12 protein-coding genes and 1 pseudogene are annotated in these 18,459 nt (G+C 47.3%); 2 read left to right on the top strand and 11 right to left on the bottom strand.

Features of this window, described 5'->3' with window-relative positions:
- Positions 1-789: 789 nt before the first annotated feature.
- The 9 genes from DXD16_RS09180 to DXD16_RS09145 all read right to left on the bottom strand — a co-directional run bounded on the left by DXD16_RS09180 (position 790) and on the right by DXD16_RS09145 (position 12,960).
- The gene (locus DXD16_RS09180) at positions 790-1,143 is read right to left on the bottom strand and encodes a DUF2304 domain-containing protein (RefSeq protein WP_035138621.1); all 354 of its coding nucleotides are present in this window, start codon (positions 1,141-1,143) and stop codon (positions 790-792) included.
- Positions 1,143-1,889, bottom strand: a complete 747-nt coding sequence (locus DXD16_RS09175) for a glycosyltransferase family 2 protein (protein ID WP_117655885.1) — start codon at positions 1,887-1,889, stop codon at positions 1,143-1,145. The genes DXD16_RS09180 and DXD16_RS09175 overlap by 1 nt, the downstream gene beginning before the upstream one ends.
- 309 nt (positions 1,890-2,198) lie before the next feature.
- Positions 2,199-4,175 carry a DUF2142 domain-containing protein gene (locus DXD16_RS09170; RefSeq protein ID WP_158554633.1) on the bottom strand — a complete coding sequence of 659 codons (1,977 nt, stop codon included), beginning with the start codon at positions 4,173-4,175 and terminating at the stop codon, positions 2,199-2,201.
- Between the two features lie 112 nt (positions 4,176-4,287).
- Entirely contained in the window at positions 4,288-5,433 is a 1,146-nt protein-coding gene (locus DXD16_RS09165) for a glycosyltransferase family 4 protein (RefSeq protein WP_117655883.1), read from the bottom strand.
- A gap of 33 nt (positions 5,434-5,466) precedes the next feature.
- The gene (locus DXD16_RS09160) at positions 5,467-6,327 is read right to left on the bottom strand and encodes a phosphorylcholine transferase LicD (protein ID WP_158606189.1); all 861 of its coding nucleotides are present in this window, start codon (positions 6,325-6,327) and stop codon (positions 5,467-5,469) included.
- A gap of 4 nt (positions 6,328-6,331) precedes the next feature.
- Positions 6,332-7,576: a polysaccharide biosynthesis protein gene (locus tag DXD16_RS10235; protein WP_147326478.1), complete on the bottom strand. Its 1,245-nt coding sequence runs from the start codon at positions 7,574-7,576 to the stop codon at positions 6,332-6,334.
- 44 nt (positions 7,577-7,620) lie between these two features.
- A complete protein-coding gene (locus DXD16_RS09155) occupies positions 7,621-8,568 on the bottom strand; it encodes a glycosyltransferase (protein ID WP_158554631.1) in 948 nt (315 codons plus the stop codon).
- 108 nt (positions 8,569-8,676) lie between these two features.
- Positions 8,677-10,746, bottom strand: coding sequence for a L,D-transpeptidase family protein (locus DXD16_RS09150; RefSeq protein WP_117655880.1), 2,070 nt, complete (start codon positions 10,744-10,746; stop codon positions 8,677-8,679).
- A 42-nt stretch (positions 10,747-10,788) separates the two neighbouring features.
- A complete protein-coding gene (locus tag DXD16_RS09145) occupies positions 10,789-12,960 on the bottom strand; it encodes an NlpC/P60 family protein (RefSeq protein ID WP_158554630.1) in 2,172 nt (723 codons plus the stop codon).
- Positions 12,961-13,125: 165 nt separating this feature from the next.
- On the opposite strand from DXD16_RS09145, the gene DXD16_RS09140 reads away from it, so the two are divergent.
- Entirely contained in the window at positions 13,126-14,898 is a 1,773-nt protein-coding gene (locus tag DXD16_RS09140; protein WP_199408202.1) for a phosphotransferase, read from the top strand.
- Positions 14,899-14,900: 2 nt separating this feature from the next.
- Positions 14,901-15,842: a DMT family transporter gene (locus DXD16_RS09135; RefSeq protein WP_117655878.1), complete on the top strand. Its 942-nt coding sequence runs from the start codon at positions 14,901-14,903 to the stop codon at positions 15,840-15,842.
- A 61-nt stretch (positions 15,843-15,903) separates the two neighbouring features.
- On the opposite strand, the gene DXD16_RS09130 is transcribed toward DXD16_RS09135, so the two are convergent.
- Together DXD16_RS09130 and DXD16_RS10390 are read right to left on the bottom strand one after the other, a co-directional pair.
- Positions 15,904-18,045, bottom strand: coding sequence for a C39 family peptidase (locus DXD16_RS09130; RefSeq protein ID WP_117655877.1), 2,142 nt, complete (start codon positions 18,043-18,045; stop codon positions 15,904-15,906).
- A gap of 99 nt (positions 18,046-18,144) precedes the next feature.
- Positions 18,145-18,459: pseudogene (locus DXD16_RS10390) on the bottom strand (hypothetical protein); the annotation flags it as partial.

Below are 18,459 nucleotides of genomic sequence, written 5' to 3'. Positions count from 1 at the left end.
AGCGTTGGTCAAAATGGTTGTTTTTACAGTAGCGCTAACACACGCTCCTCTGCGCCCTCGACAGGCTGTTCGACAAGGCGTCGGTGTTCGTGATGCGGGGCCCGAGCTACCGCGGCAGGGAGCTTGACACCTACTCGGTGGAGGCCGTCCCCCAGGCGGTGAAGGTGAGGGGGATCCAGCCCGAGGGGATGTAGGAATGCGATAGGAAAGTCATAGATGCGGGCGTGTTGGCTAAAATGGGTCGGCCGGGATTGGTCAATCTCGGCCGACTATATTTGGCTAAATTATTCCGGCGCTAACACTTAAAAATTAAACGGGTTAAAGGACTAGCAAAAACCGATATATCATCTGCATTATGTATTACAAAATGATGCGCAAATACACACCACATTGAGATTAACCAAAAAAGCTCGACAATGGAATTACGTTCTTTTGCCATGGAGTTCTCCGGCTGGCTTAAGTTGACTCTATGCATCGATACAAGCCAATTGATGTACAGTAGTGGTGAATTATAACGGCTGAGACGATTTAACAATCGGACCAAGGACCTCGTCACCGCTGTCCATCCAGATGACGATTTACAGCGAAACACCCCAGTCAAATTATGCTTCGGAAAGAATATTGCTCAGGCAGTTCGATAATGAAAGGACTTTTGACTCAAGAGCGAGCCCCCACCACCGGGACCACTCGAGCATAACGGTCCCTGGGCTCCGGCACTAGATTGACAACCACCCTGGGAGACTTAATGAGGAATAGCCGAAGGAACTGAATCAAACCATCGTATTGAGCTCATTCATGATTAGACCATTTCTCAAGTTCCTTTTCGAGTAGGGCAATCCTATGAGTAAGGTTTTTAATCGCCAAAACATGACGACTCACGGCAACGCTAAGAGACAGAGAGATTGCAAGCAACAGCACGATTGCACCCAAAAAAAGGAAATTGGCTGGGTTGACAAACCCAATAGCTGTTGAGCAACTATAAATAATTTGAGGACATATATCACAAATCAAGGCCGCCATACACATCAAAATCCACAACAGAGAGTACTTAAGAAGCATCTTTCCGTTGGACACGAGCCGCAAAACATAGACGAGAAAGCCGCCGAAAAAGAGGGCCGCACCAATCCTCAAAATTAGATTCATTATTTATCTCCCCTATGAACCCAGCACACAAGAACAATGGCTAACGTGACCTTGATCATGTAGTAGACGGAAGAGAAGCCCCCGATGGACGAACGTCCGCCTTGGCGTTCATTCATCTTTACAGGCGCCTCCATAACGGGAAGACCAAGCTTCATAGCCAAAGCAATCGACTCTGGCTCCGGGTAGTCATCAGGATAACTCTTGCAGAACAGGTCGATAGCATCTTTATTGCATGCCCTAAAACCAGAAGTGGGATCGGTGACCACCTTACCCGTAAGCAGCTCGAGCAAAAATGAAAGCCACCTGATTCCAACGCGACGCATAAAAGTTGACTGAAAACCATCAGTCTCAACCAGAAATCGAGAGCCTATCGCCAGGCTCGCCCCACCCTCAATCAGCTTTACAAGCTCAGGAACATAAGAAGGATCATGCTGGCCATCGCCGTCAACCTGAATGTCAATATCATAGCCAAATCTCTGAGCATACTTATGGCCCGCTTGGACCGCTCCACCGATACCAAGGTTCTGTGGCAGGTCCAATATGTTGACACCATGCTCTCGACAAAGCTCAAGCGTTCCATCTTGTGACCCGTCGTTGATTACAACATAGTCATATCCCGCAGCTTTTATAGACGCAACGGTATCGAGAATGCACTCCTGTTCGTTATAGGCAGGGATTATTACGAGAACACGCGGATATCCTTTTGAACATGTTGTTGCAGCAAGAGACAATCGAGATTCATCCATTCCAAAAAAGTTGGCTCTTAGCGACGCTTGAAGAAATTGCGACTCTTACAGCCCAACGCACAGTTTAACTCAAACTTAAGTTTACAGTATCCTGACTAGCCATCGCGAAGTTACATCTCAAGCTTAGATATTTAGCTTGCTTAACTGGGGCCCACACGGAGTCCCCACCCATCATAGCAGGGTAAGGGCCCCGTGCACCTCTGTCTCAAATGCGGAACGCATGTCCTGAGTCCTCAACGCCGTCCCATTCGAACCAATCTAATCCAACTATTATCCCCTCTTACTATAGCCATGACTTATAGCGCTAGTTTAGAAAAATCGGATATACAAAAGCTCGAAAAACACAAAATACAGCAGCCCAAATGGAATCCCGAGCATAAAGGCTGTACATTTAGTCTTCTCTTCCTCGTCGCAGTAAATAGGAAACCTGAGCAAAAGACAGGCGAAAGGTATTAACAAAGGTATGAGGTATCGCGCCTGAACACCCGCAACTGTCTGGCTTCCAACTCCTGTAAAGGCGATGTATAGAGCCAAAGCAACTAAATAGCAAGTAGCAAGAACCAGGAATAGAGTCCAAACAATCCCGAAACGGCTAAACTTAAATTTAGTAACTTTTTCATTATCAATAATGCATATAGCCTCAAACAACACGATGGGAAGATATGAAAGCCATGGGAACAGATTGGACACGTCCCCAAGATAAGCCATATTCGTTGATATTGAATTGAGAAACGCCGGGGTCAGCATCGATCCAAAAACGAAATTCGAGATTACAACTATAGTTCCAACTGGATTTGCAAGCACTCCCGTCGTTTGACCAGCCGTAGAGACTTCGGAGCCACCACGTGCATCAGAAATGTTATTTACGACAGAAGAGAAATATGGCGTCAAGAAAGATAAAATCATTATGGCGCAAACGAATAGTGCAGCTCCAATCAAGATACGTCTTTGCTTGCTCGAAGTATATTTATCTGCAGGAATTAAAAGCGCAAGTCCGAATAAGGGAAAATAAATCGCTTTAGCTGCAAATCCGATTGCAAAAGATAATAGAAATCCGAAGAATGTTTTTGCAGAAATATCCTCTTCAGAAACAAGCATCTTCAACAAAAGAGCTGTTCCTAGCAAACTGAACGATATCACACAGGGATCATACGAGTAACTGGCTGCCATTAACACGGCAGACGGGAACAACGCAATACAAGTGAAAAGACATTTTCTGCAAGGGGCTATACGAATTGCGATTCCGCAGATAACTGCATACGCAAGTAAATTAAATAATTTTCCCAATGCAAATTTGATAGAAAATGGGAGATGAAGCAAGCGACCCAAACAAAGGCCGATAGATGAAGGAATATAGGCAATTTTAGAAAGAGCCACACTATCAAAACAATTAACACGTTCGATACCTTCAGCTATATTATTTTTATCGGCCTCTCTGACTAATTGCTCAACAGAGCCACGGTTAAACTCTCTTGTTTCATCTATTGGGTACTTACCCAAAGATGCATCCAAACTAAAGCCGTCCCCCCTATAAAACTGTTCGACTATCATTCGGTCAGAATTTGTTATTTCAGCATTTGTGAGGTAGGAAACACTATTTGCATTTCCATAGTGGACCTCATCATCCCATGTCAGAAAATTTGTAACGGGGAAGCAAATAATTACGGATAGACCGACCGAGACAATGCATGCGAAAGCGAACAGTTCGGGCTTCAGATAAGAAGTGCCCCCATTAATAGCAATCAACCCGATCAAAACAGTAATGGGCAAAGCAGACGCGAACAACACCGTCTTTGACTTATCGAGCGGAATGCCAATAAAAGCGATTAAAACAGCAAAGCCAACAGAAACCGTCAAAAAAAAGAAACACTTCTTAGTATCAGTTTTCTTAACCGAGGCTACAAAGCTCTTCACCAGGCCATAGCAAAGCTCAATGCCTTGAAACGCTAAAACTAAATGAAAGCATATAACAAGACTTGCGATATTCCATGCGTCAAGATCGAAGGGGCCAAACGTCTTCGCACCAGTCAATATGATTAAAACTAGCAGAAAGCTGCTGAGAATGCTGGACGCGACGAGGACGGTTATCTGACGAATAGCGTCACCACCCGACTGTGATTTCGGTTGCAAATATAAGCACGCAACAGCAACGACATCGCAAAAGAGTTCAAGAATGAATAGATTTAAATTCTTATAGTGCAATGATGTCGCAACAGCTAATAAAAGAAGTCCCAGCCCAAAGATGGCAAGCGCGTACTCGCTTTTCTTAATTGCAGGATTATTCAAAACGTGCATCTCCAACTAAAGACAAAATCGAATAGGGTAAGTCGACAATAACAAATTCGTATCTCAAATCCAACTTCACTCAAAAGCTAAGCAAAAGCCAGCCAAGTATCACTTAGCAAATACAAAACGCCTTCTCGACATCCATAGCAGTGGCATCCCAGTTATATCGATTTTCAACAAGCGCCCTAGAGTTTCGAGACTGAAGAGAAAGCAGCTTTCGATCATCAAAAAGCCTGCATAATGCCGAAACCACCTCATCAGATGCCATGGACCGAATTATTGTGCCGTAGCTATCATCTAAGATAAGCTCGCGTGCCCCGCCCACGTCTGTTACCACTGCAGGCGTTCCGCAGGCTGAAGCTTCAAGAAGTACCGTTGAAAAGCCTTCGGAACGAGTTGGAAGACAAAGCACATCTGCTTGCTGAAGTAAGGAGGAAATATCCTCTGTGTTACATCTCCCAAGCCAAAACAAGTTAGACGAACAAGCTTCCTTGACCTCATTAGCCAGCGGACCATCCCCTGCAAGAACAAAACAAATATCACGCTTGGTAATATCTTTTGTGCGAGCCGCCTCAATAATTGAATAAATTCCCTTTTCAGGAATAAGCCGCCCGACAAAAGCTACAACCAAAGATGACTGAGGGATACCTAATTCAGATCGGAAATCTCTCCCCGAAGAAATACTCCTATAGAATGAGGCATTGATTGAGTTTGAAATTACGCCTTTTGCAGTGATATTAAAGTGCTGAAGCCATTCAACACTTTTAGAAGAAATCCCATAGAAATCAGGTTCAAACGACTTTACGCGATCAGTAATCCAATCTTCATATCGGCGAACAAAATAATCAAGAAATGGCTGATTGAAAGAGAGATACGCTGAGCCGTGGTCGAGAACAACAGCCTTAGCACTATGATCCGCAGCAAACTTCAGCCCTTCGAGCGAGAGAGGGAAAAGTCTCGTGTTTATCAGAACACCATTCCACTCATAATCATCAAGGGTTTGCAGGAGTCGGTAATAATCACTGGTTTTTTTGGGAAGAGGAAGTCTTCCATCAAGTAACGGAATGCAAGGAAGACGAATTACCTCCAGGCCGTTTTCGACTGAATGACCGACTCCCACGCGCATCAAATCATTAGTAACGATAACCACCCTATCGCCGCGTGCAGTCAAGGCGTGAGCGAGACCATCGACAAAATTACCAATTCCACTAAGTTGCGGGTGATAATGGTGAGTGAAAATACAAATAGAGGAGCTCATCACATAACCTCATCTGATATAGATGTCATATCCTTAATTCTGTGCCGTCCAGACTTCCCCATCTCCAAAGTCGAGCAAGAGCGGAAGATGGGTATGTCGATTATCCGGTGACGGTATTTTTTTCCAATCGCCATACATCGTTGTAAGATATTTATCCGTCATACGAGGAACAGGGAATTCACTGCCTTCGAAAACCGCACTGCTCAGAGGGAAAATCTCTGAAATAGGCACTGGCGCCATATTCGGCCAGCTTAACGTCAGACAGCAATCAGAGACCTCACCCGTATTTGAGTCGGCAATACAGGAATCGAACAAATCCTGGTAAGAGCATGCGCCTCGAGAAACCAGTTGTTCCACCACGTGCATAGCAGAACAACCAATTTGCTCGAGTTGACCAAGGAACCCTTTATGAGGGACAACAATGGAAGAAGAATGATATAAATAGGCTCTTTTCTGTGCAATTGATGCAGTTCGGACTTGCTTTGCACGAAGGCGTTTATCTGTATAGAGCTGGTCATATGGAAAGATGTCGACAAAAATGCCCATCGAACTGGAAGCCTCTCGAGCCTCTTGATTCTCGAAGCGAGTTCCATCGCGATACACCTTAGCAAACATCGCAGCATAGCCAGTAGTATTCCGCGATGTATGGAGCGAATATCCTTCCGGTAACCCACCCTCGGCTAAAGAGCAAAAGCGGTCATAATCTGAACGCATCATTCCGATATCTATATCATCATCCCAAGGGATAAACCCCCTATGACGCATTGCTCCTAAACATGTTCCACCGTCAAGCCACCACCTGATGCCGTGCTTAGAGCAGAATGCGGCGACAACCTGAAGGATATCCAATTCAGTGTTTTGAAGCTTTAATAGCGCGTGAGCTTTAGACATCATCGGCCTATCTCTTTTCCCCGAACCATTGTTGCGTCTGTTTCCCCAAAACAGAAGACTGATAAATAAGGCAAATGGCATTGGATATAAGCGCCGATACAGTAGGGCCATTTAAGCCAAACAGCATTTGCGCAGGAGCCATAACAGCGACAGCACTAATTAAGGACAGCATGCTGCCAACAAATACCCCTCGGTAATTATCAAGAGAAACCAACAAATCGTTGACAAACCAAGCGATGCCAGTCAAAAAGGCACAAGCCAACATAGGCTGAAGGAGATCGGTATGTTTAGCTATTCCAGCGCCATAAAACAGTGACAGCAATAATTTACCGAAAAAGAAAAGGGCAACTGAAGATATGACACCGACAAAAAAGATGCCAGCAAGTATTTTACCTATGAGCGAAAAAAAGGACTTTTCTCTAGAATGGTAACGCTCTACTAGATAACCTAATAAAGGATTATAAATATAGGTCGCACCCATTTGGATAATTGCCACAGGTGCAGCAACTGATGCATAAATACCCAGAGCAGAATCTCCGAATGAATAAGATAAATACTGCCTGGGAATATTCGGCGCCGCAGAAGCAGCAATGCCGCCCAGAACGATGGGCAAACAGCTACATAGGAAGGCTCTGACCTTCGCTCGGCTAATTCCAAGCTTGATTGCAGAAATCCGATTTGATCTTGGATAATCGTAAATAACTCCGATGCCTATTGTCACTACCGTCATAAGCAACAGTGCACCTTCGAGGCTATTAAAAAATCCAAAGACAAGAATGAATGAAAGGAGAGAGCCGATGCCCTGCATTATGAGGGATTTCCCAATATAGTCCATCCTATGACCAACCTGATCATTAGCATGCATGACATCAATGACTAAGCCAGCGGTTTTATAGAGAGCATACAGAAGAATAGCGGGCACCGTACCAATACGACACGTTGCAATGGAATAGACGGCTAACATTGCAAACGCTATAAAAGTAGTAAAGAAACGAAAAGTCAGGTATTCACCAGCAGAGTTTTTCCTTTCAACATCTGCAATTTGCACCGTGTACATCCTGTATTGGGCTAATTGAGAAAACATGTTGAAAATAGACATAGCCAGCGAATAAATGCCTGCAGCACTATATCCATCAGACAGCCGAACGACCAAAATGGTGATAAGCCACTGACAGCCTAAATTAGTCAACGAACCGACGGTATTCCAGAACATATTATGTTTAATCGAAAGAGTCTTCTCTGTGGCCTTCACAAATATAAGCGCCCTTCTAAACCTGTCGAAATGAGGATACGGAGCTATCTCGCAGCTTTAAGTTCTTTTAAAATCAAAATAAACAGCCAATTCGGCATAAGACGTATAATGATATCTGCTTTAGCGATAGACGGGCAAGCTCGTCGGTATTTAAGTAAACCAATTATGGAGCGCCGCTCCCTTGCTTCAGCGAACCCCAATATTTCCTTTAGATGCGGTGAATCGGGAAATCTATCGGCAAATCGCCTAGCAGTATCAACCCTGTTTTTAACTCTTGTCGAATACCAATCATCTTTTGAAGAAACACCTGCAAGGAATCCAGTTTCGTTACCACCATGTCGACGATACTTAACCAAAGGAGTCATAGTAAAGCTGCACTTCCCCAGTTCACTGCAACCCAATGTCAACCACAAGTCATGTGCAGTCGATTCCGGAAAGGGAATCATCGACTTCGCCGCACTCGCATCTAACATGAGAGCCATACCAATGCCGTAACATACGCTTGCGGCCTGTACAGTAATATCCTCTCCAGAGCACCAATTTACTTCCGGCGAATTAGGATGAGCTTTCCTATAACTCTTTACCAGAATATTTCCGTTTTCGTCAATTACCGATCTATCACAAACATCTAGAATTGAGCCTTCTTCTAGCATATGGTTGAGCGAAACTTCAACTCTATTAGGCTCCCAAATATCATCCTGATCGCAAAGTACTACGTAATCCCCTTCCGCCAAGGAGAGCAGCGCCTCGAACGATTTGACATAACCGAGATTATTATCACCGTGATAATACCGATAGGCGTTTTTCGTTATATGCGCTTGGATAAACCGCTCTAATGAATCCGATTCAGGGCAGTCATTTCTAACTAGAAGCGTAAGCGGAAACGTTTGTTTATCTATCGAATCAAGTTGTTCCGCGAAAAACTTAAGATCGGGTTTATAAGCTGAGAGAAGTACGCATACGCCAATATCATTTCCCATTTCTATTTCCAAAAATCCTCCCAAATTCATTGCTTAAAGATTATCAAAGCACCCTCAGTTAAAAGAAACTCTTTTAAAAATAGAGTATTTATCCCTGTCTCTTAAAACGAGTGCCTAATATCAATAAGTAACAACCTTTGTTCCATAAGGAATGTTATCGTAAATCCATTTTGCATTCTGAATCTCAAGGCGTACGCATCCAGCAGAGGATGGAACGCCCATCGTGGGATCCATCACGCGGTTGCTGTTGACGTAGTAGGGTGAGGAATGGAATAAGTAATCACCATAGAACTGCGTGTAGTAATAGCAAGTATATCCATGCCCAAAGGAGTATCCCTTACCGTAGACTTGATACTCCCCTATCACCGTAGGCGTGCTAGCTTTTCCCGTCGAACATACATATCGACGGTTTAAGGACCAGTTATTCCAGGATCCAGTGTAAATACTCGTAACGCAACGTGACGTATCGACAAGTATCAGCCAATTTGTATTGCTTGAATAACTTTGAGCCTTAGCATCCATATAGTCTGACACCCACGCGCCGTTAGCCATAAAGAAATTCCAGGATCCGTCCACAACGCGCCAGCCAGTAGCCATAGCTCCACTAGCATCAAGCCAATACCAGGTGGCGCCCAGATTGAGCCATCCTGTCTGCATATAACCAGACGAATTCAAGTAATACCAAGATCCGTTAACGGCAACCCAACCGGTTTTCATAGCATAAGTGGACGGATCTAAATAGAACCAGGAGCCATCCTTGTACAGCCAGCCAGATCGTGCATAGCCAGCGGTCTCATCAAAAAAGTACCATTTTCCGTTAACGTTCTTCCATCCAGCGCAGGGGGAGCCATCGGTTGAATCAGCATAGAACTTACAGCCTCCAAGCATCACAAACCCGTGAGCTTCGACCAATTCGCCATCGCCGTTTGATGTAAACAGTTTTCCATTACGCAATGCTCCACACAATGAGCAATCAGAACCAGCAAAAGCCTTAGATGGCTCATCCTGAACCGAGTCCTGGACATCTACCCATTCACGACAAGCAACAGCGCCTGAAGCTTTTGCATAATAGCTTTTCCCATTTACAGAAAAATGACCAAGAAGCATTTTACCGTCGGCGGCAGGATCGAGATAATAGTATTGACCACCGTCCTTCAGCCATTCAGTCTTTATAATGCCCGACGCTTGAGAAGGCTCAGCGTAATACCAGTCTCCATCGCTCATAAACCAGCCAAGTGACAACGCTCCCGTTGAAGAAAAATGATACCGGTTGGATCCGATGACATAAAAGCCGGTAGCCATTCTATTGTCATTTGCGACATCGAGCCAATACCAAACGCCATTCACCAAACGCCAGCCCGATGCAAGTGCGCCGGAACCGTCAGCGTAATACCAGTCCGTCCCATCAAACGCCCAACCAACAGTCATTGCGCCGGAATCCGATAAATAGTAACGAGACGAACCGACAGAAACGATTCCTCTAGACATAACACCATCATTGGCGGGATCAAGCCAATACCAGTTATTGCCAGTTTGAAGCCAGCCGGTTAAGACTTCACCATTGCTACCCCAATACCATAAACCGTTATCAAGGTACCATCCATTAATCAGTCCATAGGTTCCAAGAAGATAAGGGTGCCCATCAATAACACGTCGACCAGTAGCCATAGAACAGCTGTTAAGGGAGTCAAACCAGTACCATTGGTCTCCAATAAACTGCCAGCCACTTGCCAAAGCGCCTGACGGACCCGCGTAATACCACTTATTTTCAGTAAAAATCCAGCCGCAGCTCATTGCGCCGTCACGAGCGGGGTCCAAGTAGTACAGCAAGTCGTCAATATTCTGAATTCCGGTCAAACGACAGCCATCTAGATAGTAATACCAGGACAAACCGTTCCATTGCCATCCAGATAGTTGTTCTGTAGTCGACGGGTCATGGCTATCGACAACCTGTAGGCTCGAATCTTCCGTTGTTTTGCCGGCACAATCGCTGGAGTCTTGAGAGCAACCGCCACCGACCAATGCTCCCGGCCCTCCTGTCGAGTCGCGCTCTACGACACCGTTATCCGCCCCCTCTTCCACGGCATAAGCAGTGCAAGAAAATGCGGGGGCTGTAACTGAAAGTAAGGCGGAAAATAGCATCAAGCCAATTACTCGCCAGCAAATTCGATGATCAATCCGAGCATTCATTTCAAGCCCCCAACCGGTACCGACTGTCTTGCAGGGAATCTATTAAATAAACGGACGAGCTGCGCCGATTACATTTCCCCTTGCGCTAATAGGATGAATTCCGACACCTTGATGAGGCCAGGAATCAATCATCAAGCCGCCGCCAAGTGCAATTGCAATATGACCGCGGTAATAAATCACATCGCCGCGTTGAATCGAGCTCGTGCTCACGGGCATAAAGATATTGCTTCGATACCAATTCATGGAATTGTAGGTTTGGCTTGGATCCCAGCGATGGTTATAAGGGTTGTAAACACCCATATCCATGCCAGTAGCATAAAGGCACTGCAAGACAAAACCAGAGCAATCAACAGCTCCACCGGGAGCGGTAGACCAAGGCTCAATATATTGCGTACCGATATACTCATAGGCGCGCTGGATAAAGGCGTTCACGCAATCTTCCCGCGTTGCTTCGACAGAAATGCGAGAAGGGGTCACATAGGTAAAGTATCCGGTGCAATAGCTAGGCAGCTGAACAGTCCAAGAACTGACCTGAGGATACTGGGATGGATTTTGCCAGCCAACTTTGTCGCACTGGCCATCGCTCCAGAAAATTCGGCGAACACCGTCGATGGTCCTTGCGCCCGTTGCCATAGCGCCGCTGCCGTCTAACCAATACCACTTACCCGAATCTTTAAGCCAGCCAACATGCATGCTTCCATTGGACTCAAGGTAATACCATGTTCCATTCAGGCATTTCCAACCAGTTGCCATTTTTCCGTCAGCGTTTAGGTAATACCATGAACCACCAGTAAAAACCCATCCGGTCTTCATCACGCCAGAATTGGCATCAAGCCAATACCAATCGCCGTCAATCTGCAGCCATCCAAGATGAATGGCACCCGTTCCGGGCTCAGCGTAAAACCTTAGATTTGCGACATTAACCCAGCCGGACGCAACCTGCCAACCATCAGCTCCAGCGGTTTTTAGAATAGCGCCGTTTTCGCGAATCACATCCTTGCAAAGATATCCATTATCATCGGCATATCTTTCAACGCCATCATTAACGGTAACCCAGCTTGAAACCACGAGCCTACCGCTCTGGTTTGCAAAACAATCGTTGCCGCTCACCTCAAATAAGCCCGTTTTCATTAGATGGCTAACAGGGTCCAGGTAATACCAGCTAGCGCCTTCTTTATACCAGTCAGAAATAAGCGCACCAGATTGAGAGGCTAGATACCAGCCGTTCTCGGACTGAGCCCAGCCAACAGCCATAACCCCATTGGGGTTCAAATAATATGCTGCATTGCCAAGGTCTAAATACCCAACGGACATCTTACCATCGGAGGCTGGGTCGAGATAATACCAAGCGCCGTTAACGAGTTTCCAGCCAGTGGCCGCAATACCGTTAGAGCAGTAATACCAATCTGCTCCGTCTTTGTACCATCCATTTGCGAGGCCATAGTCACCAAAAATGTAGGTTCTTCCATCAATCTTTTGACGACCCTTAAACATGATGAACGTCTGTGGGTCAAAATAATAGCGAGCCCCACCTATCGTTTGCCATGACGAAGCAAGGGCACCCGATGAATAAGCCCAGTACCAATTCCCGTCAACGAGAATCCAGCCGGTTTTCATAGCACCAGTGGCATCTAAATAGTATTTCCCGCTCCCGAGGTCGACAAAACCAACCTGCATTATATGGGTGGCAGGATCCAGGTAATACCATGTGCCGTCTTGATAAAACCAACCAGCAGCTAAATCGCCTCCAGCATTGGCATAAAACCAATTTCCATCTGAGTTACGTAGCCAGCAGTTCTGATATAGCGCGCCAAAAGGCGTTGCGGCATTGCCGTCATTCGCATAAAACGAAGCAGTCGATCCGCCAGCATCGGTCACATTGAAATAACCTGTCTGCATTGCACCATCATTGGCTGGATCAAGCCAATACCAATAGCCCCCGCTTTGCAGCCAGCCAGTTTGGTGTTTACCGTTTTTTCCGTAATACCAAACTCCAGACGACTCGTCTCGTTGCCAGCCATCTTTTATGACGGAAGAATTATCAGGTTGCAAATCATCGGAAACCACAGAAGAAAAATCCGCTTTTGACTCAATACTCTGAGCCTCAACGGAATCCTGTGCAAACGCGACATTCGCACTCAGGGGCAAGCAGCAAGCAGTGATTAATGACGCAGCAGCACAAACAAGCGTGGCCTTCTTTTCGAATCGATACATAAGCGACCCTCCCAGATATCTCATTTATTTATTTTAATCCACATTCCAGGATTGATTTTCGTTACTGTCTGTTCAGTCTATGTAGATAAATATACTAAATTGAACATAACGTTCAATCATTCTATTCTTTTCCTAAGCAATGAACATCTTAATTGGAGGCCTGCAGTGGAACTGACCAAGCGTAACTTTACTGTTCTGTACGAATACCTAAAGAACCCATATGCCAGCCAGCGAGAAGTTGCCGAGCGCACTGGCCTCTCACTTGGATCGGTAAACGCAGCAAATAAAGAGCTTACGAATGAAGGCCTTCTCGAATCGGACAGCCTAACCGACAACGGTTACGAAGCACTTCACCCCTATAAGGTTGAAAACGCAGTGATATTGGCTGCGGGGCTTTCGAGCCGCTTTGCTCCCATTTCGTATGAAAAGCCCAAAGGCCTTTTAAAGGTACGTGGTGAGATTCTCATCGAACGTCAGATTAGGCAGCTGCAAGACGCAGGTATCAGCAATATCACCGTCGTTGTCGGCTATAAAAAAGAGTATTTCTTCTATCTCGAAAGCAAGTTCGGCGTTTCGATTGTCGTCAACAACGAATATGCATCCAAAAATAACCACGCATCGCTTATGTGCGTAAAAGAGCGGCTTGGCAACACCTATATTTGTTCAAGCGATGATTACCTTCTAAACAATCCGTTTGAAGCATACGTTTGGAAAGCATTTTATTCTGCTCAATATGCTGAAGGCGCCACCAAAGAATGGTGCATTCAAACCGGAGCAATGGACAGAATCACCAATGTTACGATTGGCGGTTCCGATGCTTGGTATATGCTCGGACATGTCTACTTTGATAAAGCCTTCTCGCTTGCATTTAAGCAGATTCTCGAAACGGAATATAACAAGCCCGAAACAACGGACAAGCTTTGGGAAGATCTATATATCGAGCACATCAAGGAGCTCGATATGGTGATCAAAAAGTATCCTGAGGGCGAGATCAACGAATTCGATTCTCTTGATGAACTGCGTGCCTTTGATCCGCATTTTATCGAAAACGTTGACTCCGATATTTTCGATAACATCGAGCAAGTGCTCGGCTGCTCCAAATCAGAGATTCACGACGTTTATCCCCTTAAACAAGGTCTTACGAATCTATCGTGCCACTTTAGAACCAATGACGGAGAGTACGTTTACCGCCATCCGGGAGTCGGGACCGAACTGCTTATTAACAGAAATGGAGAAGTAGCCGCACTTAAAAAGGCCAAGGAACTCGGCCTTGACGACACGTTCATTCATGAGGACCCAAAGCGCGGTTGGAAAATTTCGAAGTTTGTACCCAACGCAAAGCAGCCTGATCCGCATGATGATGCCCAAATGAATCGAATGATGCAGATGTGTCGTTCGCTTCACGAGAGCGGTGCAAATGTCGAAACCGAATTTGACTTCTACCTCGAAGCGAAGCGCTACGAATCACTTCTTTTGGAAAAAGGCCCTATCGACATTCCAGGCTACAGGGAAATGGCCGCCGAAATCGATGAATTGGAGCACTTTGTCCAGGCCGACAATGCGCCAAAATGCCTTTGTCACAATGACTTCTTTTACCTCAATTTCCTTATCGATGAAAACGACAAGTACTATCTCATTGACTGGGAATATGCTGGCATGAGCGATTATGCAAACGATTTTGGAACGTGCAGTGTCTGCTGCGAGCTTTCCGAAGATGAAGTCGACCGCGCGCTTGATGCATATTTTGGGCGCAAGGCAACAAACAACGAAGTTGCACATAACTATGCGCACATTGCCCTTGCAGGATGGTGCTGGTACCTCTGGTCTCTTCTGAAAGAAGCCGAAGGCGACTTCGTGGGCGAATGGCTCTATATCTACTTCAATTACGGTGCCAAATACCTCAAAAAGGCACTGGAGATCTATCGGAAAGGTGAGTAACGATGCAATTCGGCTTTTTTAGCGGTCTTCTTTGGGGCCTTGATACAGTAATTCTTGGAATCGGCTTGGCGCTTGCGCCCTATATTGGATCGGCGGAAGCGCTTGCATGCGCCTCCATTGCGGGATCCTTTCTCCATGATGCCTTCTGTGCAATTTGGCTCTTTGGCTACATGGGAGTCCGAGGCAGACTAAAAGACACGCTCGCTGCACTTAAAACTCGTTCGGGCAAGGTCGTCATCGCCGGCGCCCTACTCGGTGGACCTATCGGAATGACCGGCTACGTATTGGCAATTAATAACATCGGAGCTGCCTACACGGCAATCATCTCCGCCTTCTATCCCGCAGTCGGAGCATTCCTTTCCTTCGTACTGCTGAAGGAGAAAATGGGCAAAGGCCAGATTCTTTCCCTTCTCGTTGCTCTTTGCGGTGTAATGACGATGGGCTATCTATCGGCCGGATCGAGCGAGATTGCAAATGCCCCCCTCGGCTTACTCGGCGCAGTGCTTGCCGTTATTGGATGGGGATCCGAAGCGGTGCTGTGCGCATGGGGAATGAAAGATGATGCCGTTGATGACGAAACAGCTTTGCAAATCCGCGAAACTACAAGTGCGCTTGTTTATGGAGCGCTCGTACTCCCCCTCTTCGGAGCATGGCATTTCACGTTGGGCGCTATCCCAAGCATGCCCACATTGATTATTGCACTCGCCGGACTCGCAGGAACTGCATCCTATCTGTTCTATTACAAGGGCATTGCGGCAATCGGAGCAGCGCGTGCGATGGCTCTGAATATCTCCTATTCGGCATGGTCAGTGGTCTTTGGCCTGATCTTGCTTGGAACAATTCCCGACATGGCATCCGTAATCTGCTGCGTTGTAATTGTATGCGGAACAGTTTTGGCAGCCAGTAACTGGGACGAACTATTTGGACGTAAGAAGACGGCGTAGCTAGATTAACAATGTAGCAAAAGGGGAGAGCTCGTCGAGCTCTCCCCTTTTAGCATCATGGCTATTCAATTACCACGGCCTGGCTATCCATCTGTTGCCACGTGCCGAAGAACACTTGGGCATTTCGCGTAACATTGCCGTTAATCGAATCCGAAAGATAGACAATTCCCTGCTCGTCATCATAGCCTTTAAGGACTACGGCATGATTACCGCCCCACAGACCATAGGAATGCCCGTTATACCAACGCGCAGCATAACGGCCTCCTGGCCAACTTCCCCATTCGGTATTCCACATCTCAACAGGTTGACCACAGGTCAGCCTGTTCTTAATGGAAGAAATTGACGAGAAAGAGACGTCTTTTGCCTGCATGATACTTCCCGCAGCGCGCAGAAAGTTATTACCAGCAATAGTAATCGCAGGTGCGACGCATCCCATGAGACCCCCGCTGCTACGCCTTGGATTGCCATCAAAAGCGGTAACAAAATTGCCATTACTTCCCTTGGGCAAATAGTAATCCGCAATAATCGTCTTACCTAAACCGAAACCATAGTAGTTAAGCAAGTTTGTAAGGGCAACCGACTCACAGCCAGTAGGAAGTTCCGGGTACTGCGAATAGCACGGGACATCGACCCAAGCGCCAACCATTGCGCCGGATGAACTGAACTTGTAGTCAGTAGAGCCGATCCAATACCAACCGTTGCTCAACATTACTCCCCCACGTGCGGCATCAAGGTAATACCATGTGTCCCCACGGGAAAGCCATCCCGTTTTCATTATGCCAGAAGCGGAATCTAGCCAGTACCAGTTACCGCCATCGTTAAGCCAGCCGGTCGCCATTCGACCATCCGAGTTAAAGTAATACCAAGACCCAGCAATTTGCTGCCATCCAGTCAGAATTACCCCATTAGCAGAACAATAATATCGAGAACCCTGACTCTCAATCCAGCCCGTTCTGGCATTACCGTCATCGTCAATCAGCTGGATTCCCGAATCGGTCATTATGCCTTTAAGGTCAATTGCGCCGCTGGATGACGAATGATACATCCAAGACCCATCACCGTTTGACCAGCAATTAGCCATCATCTTGCCGGTACTATTAAATATGTATTCACATGATCCGATAGTTTGAACGCCCGTGGTCATGGCATGCGTCGAGGGGTCGAGCCAGTACCATGCACCGCTTAGGCTGAGCCATCCGGAGGCGAGGGCACCGGAGCCCGTCGCGTAGTACCAGGTCCCGCCGTCGAGCACCCATCCGGTCGCCATCGCGCCGGAGGCGCTGAACCAGTACGCTGAGTCGTTGCACACGTGAAGGCCCGTCACCATGGCGCCGCCCGCGTCGGGGTCGAGCCAGTACCAGGAGCCGCCGGTGTAAAGCCAGCCGGTCGAGGCGATGCCGTTCGCAAACCAGTACCAGGAGCCGTCGACGAGGCCCCATCCGTTAAGGGGGCCGCAGCTGCCGAAGTAGCGGCGGACGCCCTGCGCGTCCGTCTGGTAGCCCGTCAGCATGGCCCCCGTCCGGGCGTCGAAGCAGTAGGGCACGCCGCCGACGGATACGGGGCCGCGCGCCAGCGCGCCGGATCCCGTCGCGTAGTACCAGGTACCGCCGTCGAGGAGCCATCCGGTAGCCATCGCGCCGGACGCATTAAACCAGTACAGTGAGCCGTTGCACTCGTGAAAGCCGGTAGCCATGGCGTGCGTCGAGGGGTCAAGCCAGTACCACGTACCGTTTAGGTTGAGCCAGCCGGAGGCGAGGGCGCCGGAGCCCGTCGCGTAGTACCAGGTGCCGCCGTCGAGCACCCACCCGGTCGCCATCGCGCCGGAGGCGTCAAACCAGTACGCGGAGCCATTGCACTCATGGAGCCCGATGGCCATGGCATGCGTCGAGGGGTCGAGCCAGTACCAGGCCCCATTGGTATAGAGCCAGCCAGAATGCAGCGAGACTGGATTAACTGAATCCACATAGAACCAGTTACCGTCAAACGAATTCCAACCCTGATTCCATTTAACGGATTCTTGAGCAGACCCATCATTGATTGAATCGGAAGAATTAAGAGTCGAGGAGACGGATTGCTGCTCAAAATCAGTAGGGATGAAGGAGCTTATGGATTCTGCGTTCGCGATATCAACCACACCGGGCCCAGCGAGCAGTAGAGTTGAAAGAATGATTAGGATTAATGTTATTCGCTTTTTCCTTGCCATGTCAGCCCCCAGTAGTAACCAATTTTTACATAAACATAGTCTACAAATGGATAGCTAAGAGCAATATGTAATTAGAAAAAAGCAATTAAAGAAGAGTTGCTAGCCGAGCCAAGCACCATTACTAGCAAAAGAGTATTGTGCCCCGTCGATCTGCTGAACACCAGTAACCATAGCGTGCGTCGAGGGGTCGAGCCAGTACCAGGCGCCGCCGACATATGCCCAGCCGGAGGCCAGCGCGCCGGAGCCCGTCGCGTAGTACCAGGTTCCGCCGTCGAGGACCCATCCGGTCGCCATCGAGCCGGAGCCGTTGAACCAGTACATGGAGCCGTTGCACCCATGGAGCCCGGTGGCCATGACGTGCGTCGAGGGATCGAGCCAGTACCACGTACCGTTTAGGTTGAGCCAGCCGGAGGC

It is taken from the genome of Collinsella sp. TF11-5AC (assembly GCF_003436775.1).
Classification (GTDB): domain Bacteria; phylum Actinomycetota; class Coriobacteriia; order Coriobacteriales; family Coriobacteriaceae; genus Collinsella.
This window is presented reverse-complemented; position numbering and strand designations above follow the sequence as displayed.